The sequence below is a fragment of the Wolbachia endosymbiont of Trichogramma kaykai genome (genome assembly GCF_045765165.1).
Classification (GTDB): domain Bacteria; phylum Pseudomonadota; class Alphaproteobacteria; order Rickettsiales; family Anaplasmataceae; genus Wolbachia.
Window position 1 is genome coordinate 150,740 of record NZ_JBJJXK010000003.1, and the last position, 17,458, is coordinate 168,197.

Consider the following 17,458-nt stretch of genomic DNA (forward strand, 5'->3'; position numbering starts at 1 on the left):
TAGCGGCTGCATGTTTTTTAAATTTTTTCTACTTCAGCCAAAACACGCTTGTTAGCACATTATCAATTTACATTATTAAAACTCGCTATATAGGGATTCTTTTGCCTTTTTTTTACTTGGTATATTTATTAATATTTATAGCTAAAGCTTTAGGACAGCACTTGATGCTGAAATCTTTACTACAAATAGGCATATTGAGCACAAAATTATGCTAAAACACAACGTTTTGGTGAGACTATGGACAAACTTAATCCCAGTATCTGGGCACTGGGATGACAAGAAATAGGCTAGTTGAATAACAACGGAAGGTTATTTAGATGATAGTTACACCTCCAGTGTCAGCTGCTCGGATGACAAGAAAGAGGGCACTGACATGCTGAACCATAATGCTCGTACAGCTGAGCAAGAATCAGAGGGTGTGACTTGCCAAATTTTTAAATTACGGACAGCACCAAGTAACGTACAAGTACAGCGTCTATACCAGTTATTGTTGTGCCTTATTTCTTTCTCCACAATAGATTTTACCCGATAAGAATAGAGCTACTATAAGATAAATAAGATTCCATGTTGCTAACGAAACACCAAAGATATAATGAGGTCTGTCACAAGACGGAGAGTAGTTAGGGTTTAATAGATTATTTCTTAGCTCTTCTATGCTAACGTTACCACTTGCTTGCTCTGTACAGCCTAAAACATCATGAAATAAGTGGAGTTCAAGACCTACATGATAAAAAGATATTATTGCACCAATGAGATAGCTGCAAAACATCGCATAGATTAGGATTTTGTTTTCTTTGAACATGTACGCAACTGCAAGTAGCCCTGTAACATAGTAAGCTACTCGCTCATATATACATAACTTACACGGTATCATATTGAAAAAATACTCTAGCACATATGCAAAAATTAAAGCGACAGCGCTTGATAAGAGAAAAATTATAGAACTGTTATTTACACCTGACATAGTTAATGAATTACTACAATATCTGCGAATAGTCAACTCTTGTTTGACAACGTTTCATGTAACGATAGAACACTAAGTACTATGTTACCACTTTTACACCCTATACATATGCTCGACGTTGTATATTGGTTCAGTAATCAGCCCTTTCATATCAGTTGCAACTCTAGTATCACTATCTATTTTTGCAATTTCTTCTTTGGTATACAATTCATCCTTGTTTTTCGTCCAGCTATTGTCATATTGAATATCAACTTCTCCTCCATTGGTTTTTAAGCCAAATATTTCTTCTATAACTGATTTTTGTCAAATGAGTATTCATTATAAATTTCTGTAATCTTTATTCTACCAGCATCACTTACAGCAATGATAGCGTTCTCAATATCTATCATACCGCTGTAGCTGTGGCCTTTTCCTTCATTTTCAGCAAGTAGAAAGCCCTGTTTATCATGAATCTCACCAATTTTCTTGTCTTCTGTAGGTAAGATATCAAAATCAAAATAGATCATAGGAGACGTCAGTGCCAACAACATAAATATACGTATGCTGTCTATCTCAACACCAAAAGATAATCTTTCATCTTCTGGAGTGTAGGGTATAGATCTCTAAAATATTGAGACACCTTGTATAAAGAACATTTAGATTTTTCAATTTGCCACATTTTTTGTAAATGAAAGCTAAACTCATATTCCCCTAAATCCAGCTCATTAAAATCTATAAGTTCTATATTTTTGTTTGGGTTAAATTTTCTGTTTGATATTTTATTCTCCAACTCTTTACGTTGCATAGGAGTAAAACCAGATCCATTTATTACTAATTTCTCTACACGTATACTTTCCCTCTTTGCCCATTAGCTCAATCTCTCTAAGTATTTTCTGGGATTAGATATCCATATTTTCGGGGAAGCCACTGAAACACTAAGGATGTATCAACAAATCTTTTCCTTTATAATTCATAGCAAAAGTACTAAATAAGTTAATACTTTGCTATACAATATTAATTTATCAACTACTTATTTAAGTAATATTATTTATTAAAAATATTACTTAAATAAGATTACCTACTTTACATAGGGATTTTTGTTCTTTTTCAAAAGCAATCTGACTGGTACGCCTTCAACAAAGAAGTTTTTTCTAAGACCATTAGTCAAATAACGTTTATAACTCTCATCAACACTTTCCGGGACGTTGCATACCAAAGAAAAAGCTGGAGGTTTAGTGCCAATTTGAGCAATATACTTCATTTTAATTGCTCTACCTTTTATAAGTGGGTGAGAATGTTTTTCCACAGCATCTATTAGCCAATTATTCAGTTTTGCAGTGCTGATCTTCTTGTTTAAGGATTCACTCACTTCAAGACACTTATCTATCACATCACCACAGCGCATACCTTTCAATGCAGAAATTGTTACAGTTGGCACTTCCAAAAATAACCTAGTCACTTCCTTTTGTTTGACAAATTTTATTAACTTACTTCTGTCATCCTTACCTATTAAATCCCACTTATTTAAAACAATGATAATTCCCTTCCCCCCTTTAATTGCAGCTTCAGCAATTGATAAATCCTGCTGCTCAACACCAAGTAAGGAATCTAGCATTAAAATCACTACATGAGAGCGCTTTATTGACTCTATACTTTTTTCAACAAATCTTGATTCTAAGTTATCAACAACATTTGCCTTTCTGCGGATTCCCGCAGTATCGATGAGAGTGATTAATTTCCCATTATGGTCGTATGAAATATCCACAGAGTCACGCGTGGTACCAGGTTTTGAGCTTACTATTAGTCTATTTTCTGCAAGTAAACTGTTTAAAAAAGTTGATTTTCCAACGTTTGGGCGACCGATGATTGCAATCCTCAGTCTAATAGACTCACTTTCAGGCAGCTCAGTTTTTTTGTTAAAATCTTCAATAACACCAGCTAATATATCATAAAGATCAATCATACCAAGATTATGTTCGGCTGAGATGTACACCGGACCTATGAAGTTGAAGAACTGCAAATAATCAACATTTTCCGATTTATGACTTTCACATTTGTTTGCTATTAGTATTACAGGTTTGTTCGTTTTTCTCTTCAGCCACTTTGCAAACTCTTTATTCTTCTCGTTTTGCACTTTTGCATCAACAAGAAAAAAAATTACATCTGCGCTTAATAAAGAAAACTCTATTTGTTCAATAACTTGTAGTGAAAAAGTGGTTTGGTCATTCCATCCTCCTGTATCTATAACTTTAAACTCTAAATCACCAATTCTTCCAATTCCTTCACGCCTATCTCTCGTTACTCCTGGAATATCACTAACTACCGCTGCTTTTCTTCTTACTAGCCTATTAAACAGAGTTGACTTGCCTGCATTTGGAAGGCCTATTATGACTATTTTCAGCATAGTTTAAGAGCGTATTTTATACATAGTAAATTATAATCAAAATTTTTCATTTTAACTATTGACTTGATAGATTATACATCTATCCTAAAATTAGTATATTTTATCTTAAGTTTATTATGTAGAATTGGAGGCGCTATGCATAATGCAAATGAAACTTTAATAATGAATTTCGATCAAGTTGCTCAATTAACTCCTCAAATTTATAAATTAGGGACACCTTATAACAACAGGACACGTATATATAACTTTAGCTAAAGCATTGGAGAATCTCAATGATCGATACGTGTCAAGTTAAGAAGAAGTGAGGTAAAGTTGGTGTAAAGAAAAGAAAAAGAAGATATAAGTTCTCTTAAATTTAACAAACAAAATGGAGAACTTATACAATAAAAAGAATAGTTTGCATCTCAAAAAAGCTCAAAGAATTTTTTAATGAAAAAGCAGATAAAATCTCAACTACAACAGGATTCATAAAAAGTAAAGAGGAAGCTAAAAGGCTCATCGTTTGTAAAAGCCATAGTCTTGGGTAATATAGGGATTGATAATTGTAGTATAGATACAATTTGTCAATTATTGAATGGAGACTCGATAAATATAACAAAACAAGGTCTGGACTTTAGATTTACCAAGGAAGCAGTGGAATTTATGAAAAGAATGTATAATGAGTCTTTAGTTTTATTTAAAAATATCTTAAAGGTTGATTGCAGAATTTTGAAGCACTTTAGAAGTGTTAAGCTATTGGATAGTAGCTATATCAGCCATACCTAATGGTATGGAAAATATATATAAAGGTTATGGTACTAGCTACAGTGTTTATGAAAGTAATACTAAGTATAGAATAAAGTTACAATTAGTTTTTGACTACCTAACCCAGACATTAGAGCAGCTTAATATAACTGAGGGAATAAGGTCAGATCAGGGGTATAGAAGACATTTAAGCAATATATCGAGCAATGATTGACTAATATCTGATTTGGGTTATTTTGTGCCAAGTTCCTTTAAACAAATCAATGGAGCCGGAGCTTATTTTATAAGTCGTTATAAATCTGGTACCAACATATATGGTACAGAAACAAATCAAAAAATAGAGTTATTAGAATGTTTAGAGGATAAATTGTTTCTAGAAAATGAGGTGCTATTAGGAAAAGAAACAAAAATTAAAGTGAGAATTATATGTCACAAATTAACTGAAGAACAGTCTATAATTAGAAGAAGGGCTAATAGGTTAGCAAAATCACATGGATATACATCTTCTCAAAAGAATCAAAAATTGCTGGATTGGTCGATATTCATAACTAACGTTCCAGAAAATAAAATTAGTGCTGATCAGGTATTAATAATTTACCGAGTAAGATGGCAGATTGAATTATTATTTAGATTGTATAAGAGTCACATCAGGCTTGACGAACTTACAGGAAAACCATACAGAGTATGGTGTAAACTATACGCTAAATTGTGCGCAATTCTTATATTTCATGGAATAGTTGGTTGTACAGAACTAAAAAAGAGTACAGAACTTAGTCTAATAAAGGAATTTATTGAGCTTAAAAGGCGAGTTAGACAGCTATTCTTAACATTAAATTGTGTAGTCAGTAAGGTACAAATTTTCCTCAAAAAAACTCGTCTTAACCTGATCAAAATTCTCCTTAAAAGACAAATATAGAAAAACAAGAATATCAACTTTGAGTGCACTAAATTTCCTCATTTTCCCTTAACTTGACGCGTATGGTTTATAGAACAATCCCTTTTTGAAAGTTACAGATCGCTAAAAATATTTAAACAACTAATTTTTATAACTTTGCACCAATAAAACTATTCCACCTTAATTATCAAACAGTAACGTATAGAACTACAAACTTTTGTATATTAAGAAATTGTTTAAATTGCATATCTGGCTACTATGTCCCCTACTTCCAAGATAAAGTACCTTTCACTAAAAAATAGTGAATTTAATTTTTGTAATCACTTAAGTCTAGTATTATTTTGTTAATGTATCGTTCATTTGCATCCTTGATGATAAATTTTATACCATTTTTATATCTTATAACTTCATCTACAGAAGGTACCTTACCAGCAATTGAAAGAACCAAACCACTAAGTGTGGCATAATGCTCTTCAGAGTCACACAACTCTATTTTTAGATTTTCCTCTATATCCTTTATAAGGGCCCTTGCCGATATTTCAAACTTATTTTGAGATAATTCAGTAATGGTGTGCTCTGAATTTACCTCATTCTCGTTATCAATATTTGGTATCAATTCTTCTATAAGATCATTTATCGAAATTAAACCATCAGTTCCGCCATATTCATCCAGTACAATAGCTAAATATGACTTGGAAGATTTCATTCTAACAAAAAGATTTGTTGCTTTCATTGAGGCTGGAACAAATATTACATTTTGTATAATATTTCTCAGATTAAAATCTTTATTCTTATTGAAAATGACATCTTTTACGTAAAAAAAGCCTATTACGTTGTCAAAGTTATTCTTATAAGTTGGTATCTTAGCATGGTAAGTGTTCTTCACCTTCTTTATTACCTCATCCTTGCTCGATTCAATTTCTACTGCACATATCTCCTTACGTGGAGTCATTATATCCATGACACTACAATCACGGAATTTTAATAGACTATTAAGTATGTCAAGACCTGAAAGATCACCCATTAATGCCTCAGCCGCACATTTTTTTAATACAGAAGTTTTGTTGAAGAGAAAGAGAAAAATTCTATATGCTATTTTTTCTACTAAAGTTCTTTTCTTATTCAATTTATTCCCTTTAATGGTGAAAATATCTTTAGATAAGGTCTATCAAGATAACTGTTATTAAATGTTTAATAAGCATGTGAATAATGTCAAATTAATTTGTGAATTATTTGTTGAAATAAAATACTAACAATTGATCAACAATTTTTTCAATGACATATACATAATTATATAACAATCCATGATAGTAAATCTTTTTTCCATAAAAGAAAATTACTAACATTCTAGACATTCCACTTATACACATAAATAATAAAGGAAAATCAATAGTATAGAGAAGTTATTAACATATTTATTCACAAGCTAAGTAATATTAATTTTTACTGAATTTTAAGTTAATAACAATTTATTGATAGAACCACTACTACTGTTATACTTTAGTTTAGATAAAAAGTAGATAAAGTAGATTGAAAAGAAGTAAAGCAAAAGTAGCAAAAATCATCAGCCAGAACGAGTCAAATGAAAAAGTCCCTATTTGGTTAATGCGTCAAGCTGGTAGGTCTCTTCCTGAGTATCGGAAGGCAGTGAAAAACATGAATAATTTCATGGAGATATGTTATAGCACAAATTTGGTAACAGAGTTAACGTTGCAACCAATAACAAGGTTCGACATGGATGCAGCGATAATTTTTTCTGATATTTTGATAATAGCTGACATTTTAGGTTGTAATGTGAATTTTACTCGAGGTGTGGGTCCAATAATAAGAACTATAGAAAGTGCTAAAGAATTGAAGAGTCTACAAGGAATTGAATCTAACACATTACCAATCCTAAATGCTATAAAAGAAGTAAGAAGCCAATTGCCAGAAGAAAAATCGCTTATAGGCTTTGCTGGAGGGCCGTGGACGGTAGTTTCATACATCATAGAGGGCGGTGGTAGTAAAACTTTTTCCAAGGTGCTAAATTTTTGTCCATTGGCACTAGAGGAAATAATAAAAAAAATAACGGAGGCGACAATTATTTATCTGATCAAACAGATAGAATCTGGAGCAGATGTTATTCAGTTATTTGACAGCAATGCTGGTGTATTGAAGGGGAAACTATTTGAAAGATACATCATCAAGCCGACAAAGGAAATTGTTTCGGCAATAAAGAGTAGATTTCCCAATTTTCCAATAATAGGTTTTCCGCGCTCTGCTGAAAATCTTTATACAGATTACTGCGAACAAACAGGCGTATCTGCAGTAAGTATAGATTATAATGTTCCAATAGAATGGGCGAAAGAAAATCTAAAAATTCCTCTGCAAGGGAACCTTAATCCTAGTCTTTTGGCCTATAATAAGTCAGAAGCAATTGAAGAAGCAAAGCGTATAATAGATTGTTTTAGAGGGTTACCTTTTATATTTAATCTTGGACATGGAGTGCTTCCTGATACTCCGGTTGAAAATATTGCTGAATTAGTGGACCTAGTAAGAAACTACTAAAACTCTTGTATGAAAAGCCTTTATGAGTGTGGAATGAAACCCTTACTTGACAAACCTCATTCTCTTCCTTACTGTAACGATGAGAGTATTCATCCTTGTTTTTTGGCTCAAGGACAAAATTCAGTAAAAAAACTCCAATATTTATTGGTAAATTACATAAAAATTATGGCGGCTGCATGTCTTTTTTATTTTTCTATATTCAGAAAACGTGATTGTTAGCACATTATTACAGCGCCAATTTACATTATTAAAACTCGCTATACAGGTGTTTATTCGCCTTTTTCAATTTATTAAGCTTTTTAATATCTATATTTAAGAATACAAAAATACCAACCTTTATGTAAAATAATAAAACTTCTAGCTTTTTTATTGTGTAGAGTTTATCATTTTTATTTAACTTTAGTGAGATTATGTCAGACCTTGCAAAGAGGATGTCTCTGATAAAACCGTCGCCTACAATTGCTGTGACTGATAAGGCAAACAGATTAAAAAGCGAAGGAAAGAAAATTTGCGTTTTAGCTGCGGGAGAGCCGGATTTTGACACCCCAGATCATATAAAAAAGGCAGCTATTCAGTCGATAAATGAAGGTAAAACTAAATATACTGCTGTTGATGGAACTCATGAGCTTAAAGAGGCGATAATCAATAAGTTAAAAAGGGATAATAATCTAGAATATACACTGAACCAAATTTGTGTCGGCGCAGGCGCTAAGCAGGTGTTATTCAACTTATTTATGGCAACAATTGACCCTGGAGATGAGGCTATAATACCATCTCCTTATTGGGTTTCGTATGTTGATATGGTAAATCTTTTTGGCGGACTGCCAGTTATTGTAGAGTGCAAACAAAACTTTAAGCTTACACCGGAGTTACTGGAAAGCAATATAACTGAGAAAACTAAATGGTTAATTCTTAATTCACCGAACAATCCAGCAGGAATTGTCTATACATACGATGAATTGAAAAGCATAGCGAGAGTATTGCTTAAACATCCACATGTGAATGTTGTTACAGATGATATTTATGAGCACATAATATACGACGAAAAGTTTTTTACCATTGCTAAGATTGAGCAAAAACTTTATGATAGAGTTTTTGTGGTCAATGGAGTATCAAAAGCCTATGCAATGACTGGCTGGAGAATAGGTTATATTGCAGGTAGGAGTGATATAGTAAAAGCTATTTCTACACTGCAGTCTCAAAGTACTTCTAATCCAAATTCAATAGCACAAGCAGCAGCAGTTGAAGCGTTAAACGGTGATCATAGTTTTTTGAAAGAAAGAACAAAAATGTTTAGGGAACGTAGAGATTTTGTAGTAAAAAAGCTAAATTCTGCTTCAGGCTTGTCAGCATCTATTCCACAAGGTGCATTCTATTTGTTTGTCTCATGTGAAAGTTTATTGGGTAAGAGTACGAAAAGTGGTAAAGTAATAAATAGTGATCTTGATTTTGCCGAATATTTATTAGAAGACCATTTGGTTGCTGTTGTTCCAGGAATTGCATTTGGTCTGAAAAATTTTATCAGAATTTCTTATGCAACCTCTCAGGAACAATTAGAAATTGGATGTGATAGTATTACTAAAGCATGCGAAATGCTAAGTTAACTTTTTAATATTCCTGTGTGTAATATTTCAGTAAGATAGAGTTGATTTATGGCTTGGGTGTATTTGCTATTAGCTGGTTTGGTTGAAATAATATGGAGCACAGCACTGAAATATAGCAATGGCTTTACTCGTGTTATACCCGTAGTAATTATTTTAGTTAGCGGTTCTGTGAGTCTTTACTGGCTATCGTTAGCAATGAAGTCTATTCCTCTTGGAACATCTTATGCAGTTTGGACTGGTATAGGCTCTATAGGTGCAGCGATAATAGGAATAATGTTTTTTAATGACCCAGTAAATTTGGGGCGTTTATTTTCCCTTGCTCTGGTAGTGCTGGGTATCATAGGATTAAAAGTATTTTCCAATTAGGAAAAGTTAAGTACGTCTATTTTACCATCTCAGGACTTTCTAATAAAGTTGCTTTGGATTTTTTAGCTCTCGAAGAGGGCATTCCTATTGATTTAGAAAGTACCTTTCTAATGTTCAATATTTCACTCATTTTGTTGGATTAAGTTAATATCGTTTATTTTATTCACTAAATCTTTTCCTTCCTTTAAAATTTTTAAATCTCTTTTGTTGATATGATGTTCATTTTTAAATTCTGCAACGATTTCTTTCTTTTTTGGATGAGTATTCAGAAATTCTAATATCTGGTGTTTAGCAACAGCTTGAATAAACTTCTTATCGTGAAATATTGAATTGCTATGTAGTTCTTCTAGGCTTTTGTCATATTGTTTTTCTTCGTTTACAGTAAGTTTATTATTACTTCTGCACTACTTAAAAGTTCCCTGTATAACCTGTCGTATCTATTGTCTGTGTGTGCGGTAAATGTTTGTTCAATGTATTTTGTTATGTAGTTTTGCAGCGTATTGCCTATTTTACCTATTTTCATTCACTCATCTTGCCCTTATATTATGCTTTACACACGAAAAGGTTAATATTTAGTTAACTGCAGCGTTTTTGATACTGAATTTCATTAAAAATTATATTATTTAAAGTATAATCGTTATCACGAAATGAAAGCGTAAATAAAATGAACTTTGTAACAAAACTAAAACTTATAATAAAAAAAAATAAAGCTTAAGATGAACAAGGGTAAAATTATAAAAATCCTTATCATCCGTAGTATAATTTTTTTTCATATACCTTATCCATGAACCAGTTATAGATATGCTAAAAGTTCTCTTTTAAGAAAGATACTCGGATTAGAATAGATATCTAAAAAAGTATTGCTCCTTGCTGATAAAATACATATAATCCTGTTTTTTAAGTAATATTAGCATTGAAGAGAAGCTTTTTCATATGGTTGCTAGCATCGCTGTTTTATGCATACCAGTATATATTACGTGTAATTCCAAATATAATCGCGCCTGAATTAATAACGAAATTTAACATAAGTATTACAGATGTTGGTCAATTTGGTGGGCTATATTATATAGGCTATACGCTTGCTCACATACCTATTGGTCTTGCCCTTGATAGATTTGGACCAAAGTTTGTTTTTCCTGTGTGTATTGTCTTAACGTTTGTTGGTACATTACCACTAATATGCTTTGATGAGTGGTATTACTCAATACTTGGTAGAATGATTGTTGGAGTTGGGTCATCTGCTTCGTCAATTGGGCTCTTTAAAGTTGCAAGTATGTATTTCTCACAAGAGAAATCAGCAAGGATGGCTAGTTTATCTATAATAATAGGGTTACTGGGAGCTATTTATGGTGGATTACCTCTAGACTTTTTGCTCAATAAATTTGGTTGGAATTATGTTATATATACTTTCTCAGCGTTTGGTTGTTTGCTTGCTCTGTTGTTGCTTTTAATAGTCCCAAAAAGTAACATAGAGGAGAGTATAAATGACAACATACTTCAAGATTTAAAGACTGTACTTTTCAATAAAAATATCATTCTAATCAGCTTTTTTGGTGGCTTAATGGTTGGACCATTAGAAGGTTTTGCTGATGGTTGGGCAAAAGCGTTCTTATGTGAAGCATATCAAATCACCGGGGATCTGGCATCTTCGCTTTCTTCCCTTATGTTTATAGGTACGGGAGCTGGATCATTCTTTTTAGCTTATTTACTGGAAAAATACCCAGGCAAACATTACGAGGCAATTATTGCCTGTTCTTTTGCAATGATTGCTAGCTTTATCTTGCTTTTTATACAAGCTGGAGGTTTATATATTGCGCTAACTGCACTTCTTGTTATCGGCTTTGCGTCTGGTTATCAGGTAATTACTATTTACAAATCAATAAGTTATGTGAACAATAACTTGGTAGGCTTGGCCACAGCCATATCAAACATGATAGTTATGGCTTTTGGCTATTTTTTTCATACAGGAATTACAAAAATAATAGATTTATATTGGAATGGGATGGTAGTACAAGGAAATCCTGTGTATGGTACTGGGTTACTAGTAAAAGCAATATCAATTATTCCTATATTTTTGCTTTTAGCTGTTTTTGGATTTATATGGTTAAAGAAAAGTTCTTATGACAAGTATTTCAGAAAGAATTTATGACTCTAAAAGTAGTCTGAAGTCTTTTGATGATGAAGTTTATCAATCTATAGAGAGAGAACTGCGGCGACAAAAATCACAGTTGCAACTGATTGCATCAGAAAATTTTGCGAGTAAAGCAGTGATGGAAGCACAAGGTTCTTTTCTGACTAATAAATATGCAGAAGGTTATCCTGGTAAGAGATATTATTGTGGTTGTGAGTATGTGGATGAAATTGAAAGTCTAGCTATGGAGAGGCTCTGTAAGCTGTTTGGTGTTAAATTTGCAAATGTTCAACCTCATTCTGGTTCTCAGGCAAATCAAGCAGTGTTTGCTTCGCTGCTTACTCCGGGCGATACTATACTTGGATTGTCACTCAATTGTGGTGGACATTTAACTCATGGTGCAGCACCAAACCTTTCTGGTAAGTGGTTTAAGTCGATTCAGTATACAGTTAATAGAGATACTTATCTACTCGATATGGACGAGGTAGAAAAGCTAGCGCTGGAGCATAAACCGAAGCTAATCATTGCTGGTGCTTCTGCTTATCCAAGAGAAATAGATTTCGAGCGCTTTTGCAAAATTGCGAATAAAGTTGGTGCATATCTGCTTGCAGATATTGCTCACTATTCAGGACTTATTGCTGCAGGTTGTTACCCGTCACCTGCTGAATATGCGCATGTTATGACTTCTACAACTCACAAAACTCTACGTGGTCCTCGTGGCGGAGTGGTAATGACAAATGATGAAGCATTACATAAAAAAATTAGTTCTGCAGTTTTTCCAGGGTTGCAAGGTGGGCCACTTATGCATGTGATAGCTGCAAAAGCTGTTGCATTTAAGGAGGCATTAACGCCAGAATTTAAAACTTATAGTAAAAAAGTTGTAGAAAATGCAAAAGTGTTAGCTCAAGCGCTGCAAGAACATGGAATAAACGTTATAACTGGTGGCACTGACTCTCATATTGTGCTAGTTGATTTAAGGTCACAGAAGTTGACGGGAAAAGACGTTGTAAATAGCCTTGAGAGAGCTGGCATTACCTGCAATAAAAACTCTGTGCCATTTGACACGGAAAAGCCAACCATTACTTCAGGGCTACGTTTTGGTACCGCTGCTGAGACAACGCGTGGACTTGAGAGAGAAGATTTTAAAGAGATAGCTGATCTAATAAATGAAATAATTCAGGGATTAATCAATGGAAATAGTCCTGATATTGAAAGAGCAGTAAAAAATAAAGTTGAAAAGATTTGTAGTAATTTTCCTATTTATTAATTTATTTGGCATTCACATTTCCTTTCTTTACTTTGGGTTAAACTATTGTATAGCTATCTTATAGCTCTTTAATTTTATGATAAATGTACTTAGCATAGAGAGTTGTGATTTTCACAATAAAAATGTTCTGCTCAGGGTTGACTTCAATGTTCCTATAAAAAATGAAAGAATTTGTGATGCCACTCGTATTTTAAGAGCGCTACCTACCATTCAGTATTTGGCAAATGCGGGTGCAAAAGTTATTATTATCTCACATTTTGGGCGTCCAAAAGCCAAAGACAGTAACTTATCGCTAAAAAACGTAGCTGAAGCTTTATCGCAGCTGCTAAGCAAAGAAGTGAAATTTATTGATGATTGTATTGGTGAGGGAGTACAAAGAGTAATAAATGCGATGGATGGAGGAGATATAATATTACTAGAGAATCTGAGGTTTTATAAAGAAGAAGAGCAGAATGACTCAAATTTTGCTAAACAATTAGCATCTCTAGCAGATATATATGTAAATGATGCATTTTCTTGCTCTCATAGAGCTCACGCTTCTATTTCACGTATTACGGAATTTTTACCTTCTTATTCAGGATTTTGCTTGCAAGATGAGCTAAAATATCTTGAGAAAGCCATATCGTTTGATGCTAAACCTATTACTGCGATAGTTGGTGGAGCTAAAATATCCACTAAAATAAAAATGCTTATAAAACTAGCAGAAAAGGTTGATTACCTTATTCTGGGAGGCGCAATTGCTAATAATTTTTTATTATTTAATAAAGTTAATATAGGCAGGTCTTTTTTTCAAAATGGCGTTGATGATCTTCTGCACGATATTGTTAAGAAGGCAAATAAAAACAATTGCAAAATAGTTGCGCCAGAAGATGTTTTGGTTGCAGTAAATTCTGATTATAGCACTGGCGTTTTAAGAAAAACTGAATCCATTTTGGACGGTGATATAATTTTAGATATCGGACCTCAAACTTTAAGCACAATAAGCGGTATAATAGAAAGCAGTAAAACTCTGCTGTGGAACGGACCTATTGGTGTTTTTGAACATTCAGCTTTTGCAAATGGTACAGTAGAGGTGATGAGAGTAGTAAGTAATTTGACACACGAAGGAAAATTAACCAGTGTAATAGGAGGAGGAGATAGCCTATCTGCAGTAAATGCTGCAGGTCTTACTGATAAAGATTTTACATATATTTCAACTGGTGGGGGAGCATTTTTAAGTTGGCTCAGTGGTGATAAAATGCCGGGACTGCGATTAACATCTAATTAAAACTTTTTTAAGCTGTTGCTTGTACCTTAGCTTTTTTATACGTTGTGTTATGGTTATGTAGAAAGTAGCTAAATTAATCTTATGCTCAATACTACCAGTAGTAGGACTTATTTTTTTACATTAACGAGAATTACTTCAACAATACAAATTCACAAATTAAATCTGAGCCATTCTTCAAAACAGATTCTTCAGATCCAGACTATATTCTACTACTTCCGGAGCTGACTAACTTTAACAGAGGAATATTAAGGGTTTGTGGAGATTGGGGAACACAGCCTGATGAAGAAGATTTCAGAATTTTGCTTGATTGTCCGCAGCATCAAGAAGTGGTGAAAAAGATATACGATAAGCTTGATTATCAGGTGATTACACCCAGTGCAGACTTGGGGTTGTTTAAAGATGAATTGACTAAGATTTGGTTTACCAATAGCGGAACTGAAAAAGAAACTATAGGGTTTGGGCATATTTTTTGTGGTGAACCAGATAAATTGGGGCTTGGTAGTATGCATTTTGTAGGTAGATATGTTGAGGCTCAAGAGAATAAGTGGACGGGTGCGATTTTGGATAATGAATCTCTGTGCAATAAATTAGATATTAAGCCACCTGTTTACACATTTGGAATAAAATATCCAGGTAAGGATTGAGAAGTGAAAGTTAAGTGCCCAAGTGGATACGCGTATAACCTTCATACTGATGATATTTTAGTTTCTTCGACTAATGCGTTTAAGGAGCTGGGAAAAGATGGAATGTGTCTGTATAAAATGGAAGATGACAATTATCAATCAGTGTTTGTGAGAAAGAAAGACACTATACTCACATTCTATCCTGACTTAACACCAAAATGTAATGATAAGAGTATTAATTGTAGCTGTAGCAAGTCTTGATTCGCTGAAAAAAATAAACATTTTATGCTAATTTAGTTATATTAAGGGCAATTTGTAGAGCTACATGAAACTTATAGTAAAAAATGTTTGTCTGTTTTATTTCTGTTGCTGCTTGTAGCGCCTCTTGTATATGGACAACAATCTTGTTTAAGTGATATTGAGAACAATTTTCAAGATTTGAAAACATGATTAAAAATCCAATATTTTTAGATCCTGAACCGAGTTTAAATTATGATGATAGAGAAGGTAAAAAAGTGTTGATGGTGGTGCACCATACTGAATCACCAACATTAAAAAGTACAAAACACGCATTAAATTCTTCAGGGATATCAGTACAGCTTATTGTTGATAGAGATGGTAGCGTTACTCTGATGGTTCCACTTGAAAAACGAGCATGGTATGCTGGTATAAGTTATGCGAAAGTTCAAGTAGATAATGTGGTTGAAGAGCTACGAAAACTGAATGATTATTCTATAGGTATGGAGATTGTAAATACAGGGCTTGAGCCTTTTCCAGAAGAGCAAATGAAATCTGTCAAAGATCTGATTTGTACCTCATGAAGCGCTTTAAGATTAGAAAAGATATGATATTTAGTCACGCTGAGATAGGCACTATAGTGTACAACTCAGCAATTGAAGGTTACTCAATGCGTAAGCCTGATCCACATAAGTTATTTGATTGGGAGTTATTAGAGAAAAGTGGTATCGGATTGCATATAGGTGATAGAATCAGTCCTCAAGACGCAGAACAAAAAGTAAATGAGGTTTTATATAAGTTAGGCGATAAGGGTGAAAATATTTTGAAATTAAAAAAAGGTTAAACTGTTTTTTTATAAAATACTGCCTTGGAATGATAGGGAAGGTAATATGATTTTTCCTGACAATAATGCTAATTACTCAAATGAGTTTGATGAAAATTTTGCGTGGGTTATCAATCAGTTTTCAATGCACTACTTGCCGAAAGAGATTAGAAAAGACTTGCCTCTAAAATTAGAACAAGAAGATATTTTTCCTGAATTTTTAGTTAAGTATAGTAATCTTATTTTTAGTGAATTCTTATCTTTAAGTGATAAAACTAAATTAAGCTTAAAGCCACCATTTTTGAATGAAGAGGATTATAAGCATTTATTATCTTCTCTTGCAGAATATGAAAATAATATTTCTTCTGATGCATTTGCTATGCTCATGTACAAGATTAAGCTATATTATGACTCTTATCTAAGATACAATATAAGATCTTCACTTTATATTCCATTTAGACTTAATTCATTTGAAAAGCTGGATGTTTTAAAGAATGAAATATTATCTTTTAAGTCTATAAGCCCTGAAAAGGCTATAGAAGTCTCGAATTTGATTAATGAGTTTAGGTCGCAAGTTTTATCTAATTTCCAAAATTTTGAGAAGCAGTGGTTTCAAGAATTTAAGGACACTTGGAAACAAAAATTTATAACGAATATGGAGAAGCAAATGTCTTGGACTGTGGCTACACGAAACTGTGTTGGAATATTTAGAAAAGGCGAAGAAAGAAGTCTAATGAGTATTACAATGACCAGATGCATGGGCAGAGAAAAATAAAGGAATGGTTTCACATGCATCTGGAAGGATACAAAAATTTCTAAATGAGATTAATATAGTATTGGGATGACAGAGTTTAAAAAATAAGTTACTTTTTTTTATTTTTGGTAAATAGTAGTCTATGGGTATTAAAATTGCACCTTCTGTACTTTCAGCAGACTTTGCAAAATTAGGAGAGGAAGTAAAAAGAATTAGCAACTTGAATGTAGATTATATACACATAGACGTTATGGATGGAAATTTTGTTCCAAATATTACAATAGGTCCGAATGTTATCTCTGCGATACGTAAATATAGCAATCTTCCTTTTGATGTACACTTAATGATTAAATCTCCTGGTAACCATATTGAAAGTTTTATAAATGCTGGTGCTGATATTATTACTATACATGCAGAAGCAGAGATACATCTTGAGAGGCTAGTAAGAAAGATAAAATCATATAAAAACAATACAAAAAAAATAGTACAAGTTGGAGTTTCAATTGTTCCTTCAACTTCTCCAAGCGTGCTTGAGTATATAATAGATGAGCTAGATATTGTACTAATTATGACAGTCAATCCTGGATTTGGAGGACAGGAGTTTATTCATTCGCAGTTGAGTAAGATATCTACCGTGAGGAAAATGATACAGGACCGTAATCTTAAGACACAAGTTTCAGTAGATGGTGGAGTTAACTTTTCTAACGCAGCTGATATAATAAAAGCAGGTGCAAATATATTAGTTGCTGGATCAGCAATATTTAAAGCTGAAGACATGAAAAAGGCTATAAACGATCTTAAAAATCTTTCGTTATAACCCTATAGACAACACAAACCATTTTTGTTATCTTGT

The 17,458-nt window shown here is 33.0% G+C and carries 15 protein-coding genes and 3 pseudogenes; 13 read left to right on the forward strand and 5 right to left on the reverse strand.

Features of this window, described 5'->3' with window-relative positions; all coding sequences use genetic code 11:
- Window positions 1-484: 484 nt before the first annotated feature.
- The 3 genes from wTKK_RS02745 to der form a co-directional block, all read right to left on the reverse strand.
- The gene (locus tag wTKK_RS02745; protein WP_407511929.1) at window positions 485-964 is read right to left on the reverse strand and encodes a disulfide bond formation protein B; all 480 of its coding nucleotides are present in this window, start codon (window positions 962-964) and stop codon (window positions 485-487) included.
- A 287-nt stretch (window positions 965-1,251) separates the two neighbouring features.
- Window positions 1,252-1,494, reverse strand: coding sequence for a hypothetical protein (locus wTKK_RS02750; RefSeq protein ID WP_407511930.1), 243 nt, complete (start codon window positions 1,492-1,494; stop codon window positions 1,252-1,254).
- A 527-nt stretch (window positions 1,495-2,021) separates the two neighbouring features.
- Complete coding sequence (gene der, locus wTKK_RS02755) at window positions 2,022-3,347, reverse strand: ribosome biogenesis GTPase Der (RefSeq protein WP_407511931.1); 1,326 nt, start codon at window positions 3,345-3,347, stop codon at window positions 2,022-2,024.
- Between the two features lie 383 nt (window positions 3,348-3,730).
- On the opposite strand from der, the pseudogene wTKK_RS02760 reads away from it, so the two are divergent.
- Window positions 3,731-5,059 (forward strand): annotated as a pseudogene (locus wTKK_RS02760) (IS4 family transposase).
- A gap of 234 nt (window positions 5,060-5,293) precedes the next feature.
- Here wTKK_RS02760 and wTKK_RS02765 read toward each other — a convergent pair.
- Window positions 5,294-6,112, reverse strand: a complete 819-nt coding sequence (locus wTKK_RS02765; RefSeq protein WP_407511932.1) for a transporter associated domain-containing protein — start codon at window positions 6,110-6,112, stop codon at window positions 5,294-5,296.
- Window positions 6,113-6,516: 404 nt separating this feature from the next.
- Here wTKK_RS02765 and hemE point away from each other — a divergent pair, with 404 nt between their 5' ends.
- From hemE to wTKK_RS02785, 4 genes are all read left to right on the forward strand, one after another.
- Window positions 6,517-7,533, forward strand: a complete 1,017-nt coding sequence (gene hemE / locus wTKK_RS02770; RefSeq protein ID WP_407511933.1) for a uroporphyrinogen decarboxylase — start codon at window positions 6,517-6,519, stop codon at window positions 7,531-7,533.
- Between the two features lie 9 nt (window positions 7,534-7,542).
- Entirely contained in the window at window positions 7,543-7,752 is a 210-nt protein-coding gene (locus wTKK_RS02775) for a hypothetical protein (protein WP_407511934.1), read from the forward strand.
- Window positions 7,753-7,943: 191 nt separating this feature from the next.
- Window positions 7,944-9,137 carry a pyridoxal phosphate-dependent aminotransferase gene (locus wTKK_RS02780; protein WP_407511935.1) on the forward strand — a complete coding sequence of 398 codons (1,194 nt, stop codon included), beginning with the start codon at window positions 7,944-7,946 and terminating at the stop codon, window positions 9,135-9,137.
- Window positions 9,138-9,185: 48 nt separating this feature from the next.
- Window positions 9,186-9,503, forward strand: a complete 318-nt coding sequence (locus tag wTKK_RS02785; RefSeq protein ID WP_407511936.1) for a DMT family transporter — start codon at window positions 9,186-9,188, stop codon at window positions 9,501-9,503.
- Between the two features lie 16 nt (window positions 9,504-9,519).
- Here the strand turns inward: wTKK_RS02785 and wTKK_RS02790 are convergent.
- A pseudogene (locus wTKK_RS02790) lies at window positions 9,520-10,026 on the reverse strand (hypothetical protein).
- A 390-nt stretch (window positions 10,027-10,416) separates the two neighbouring features.
- Between wTKK_RS02790 and wTKK_RS02795 the strand changes: the two are divergent.
- From wTKK_RS02795 to rpe, 8 genes and pseudogenes are all read left to right on the forward strand, one after another.
- Window positions 10,417-11,652 carry an MFS transporter gene (locus wTKK_RS02795; protein WP_407511937.1) on the forward strand — a complete coding sequence of 412 codons (1,236 nt, stop codon included), beginning with the start codon at window positions 10,417-10,419 and terminating at the stop codon, window positions 11,650-11,652.
- Entirely contained in the window at window positions 11,624-12,901 is a 1,278-nt protein-coding gene (glyA, locus tag wTKK_RS02800) for a serine hydroxymethyltransferase (RefSeq protein ID WP_407511938.1), read from the forward strand. Before wTKK_RS02795 ends, glyA begins: the two co-directional genes overlap by 29 nt.
- Before the next feature lie 79 nt (window positions 12,902-12,980).
- Complete coding sequence (locus wTKK_RS02805; RefSeq protein ID WP_407512219.1) at window positions 12,981-14,168, forward strand: phosphoglycerate kinase; 1,188 nt, start codon at window positions 12,981-12,983, stop codon at window positions 14,166-14,168.
- A 76-nt stretch (window positions 14,169-14,244) separates the two neighbouring features.
- Window positions 14,245-15,052: pseudogene (locus wTKK_RS06240) on the forward strand (EndoU domain-containing protein).
- 185 nt (window positions 15,053-15,237) lie between these two features.
- Window positions 15,238-15,612 carry an N-acetylmuramoyl-L-alanine amidase gene (locus wTKK_RS02820; RefSeq protein WP_407511943.1) on the forward strand — a complete coding sequence of 125 codons (375 nt, stop codon included), beginning with the start codon at window positions 15,238-15,240 and terminating at the stop codon, window positions 15,610-15,612.
- Window positions 15,609-15,872, forward strand: coding sequence for a hypothetical protein (locus tag wTKK_RS02825; protein ID WP_407511944.1), 264 nt, complete (start codon window positions 15,609-15,611; stop codon window positions 15,870-15,872). The genes wTKK_RS02820 and wTKK_RS02825 overlap by 4 nt, the downstream gene beginning before the upstream one ends.
- 46 nt (window positions 15,873-15,918) lie before the next feature.
- Complete coding sequence (locus wTKK_RS02830) at window positions 15,919-16,626, forward strand: hypothetical protein (protein WP_407511945.1); 708 nt, start codon at window positions 15,919-15,921, stop codon at window positions 16,624-16,626.
- Window positions 16,627-16,747: 121 nt separating this feature from the next.
- Window positions 16,748-17,422, forward strand: coding sequence for a ribulose-phosphate 3-epimerase (rpe, locus tag wTKK_RS02835; protein WP_407511946.1), 675 nt, complete (start codon window positions 16,748-16,750; stop codon window positions 17,420-17,422).
- Window positions 17,423-17,458 lie beyond the last annotated feature (36 nt).

Coding starts and splice junctions, on each gene's coding strand:
- wTKK_RS02830 (WP_407511945.1), top strand. CDS start 15,919: ATGATTTTTCCTGACAATAATGCTAATTACTCAAATGAGTTTGATGAA.
- wTKK_RS02780 (WP_407511935.1), top strand. CDS start 7,944: ATGTCAGACCTTGCAAAGAGGATGTCTCTGATAAAACCGTCGCCTACA.
- der (WP_407511931.1), bottom strand. CDS start 3,347: ATGCTGAAAATAGTCATAATAGGCCTTCCAAATGCAGGCAAGTCAACT.
- rpe (WP_407511946.1), top strand. CDS start 16,748: ATGGGTATTAAAATTGCACCTTCTGTACTTTCAGCAGACTTTGCAAAA.
- wTKK_RS02750 (WP_407511930.1), bottom strand. CDS start 1,494: ATGTTGTTGGCACTGACGTCTCCTATGATCTATTTTGATTTTGATATC.
- wTKK_RS02825 (WP_407511944.1), top strand. CDS start 15,609: ATGAAGCGCTTTAAGATTAGAAAAGATATGATATTTAGTCACGCTGAG.
- wTKK_RS02785 (WP_407511936.1), top strand. CDS start 9,186: ATGGCTTGGGTGTATTTGCTATTAGCTGGTTTGGTTGAAATAATATGG.
- wTKK_RS02775 (WP_407511934.1), top strand. CDS start 7,543: ATGAAAAGCCTTTATGAGTGTGGAATGAAACCCTTACTTGACAAACCT.
- glyA (WP_407511938.1), top strand. CDS start 11,624: ATGACAAGTATTTCAGAAAGAATTTATGACTCTAAAAGTAGTCTGAAG.
- wTKK_RS02820 (WP_407511943.1), top strand. CDS start 15,238: ATGATTAAAAATCCAATATTTTTAGATCCTGAACCGAGTTTAAATTAT.
- wTKK_RS02745 (WP_407511929.1), bottom strand. CDS start 964: ATGTCAGGTGTAAATAACAGTTCTATAATTTTTCTCTTATCAAGCGCT.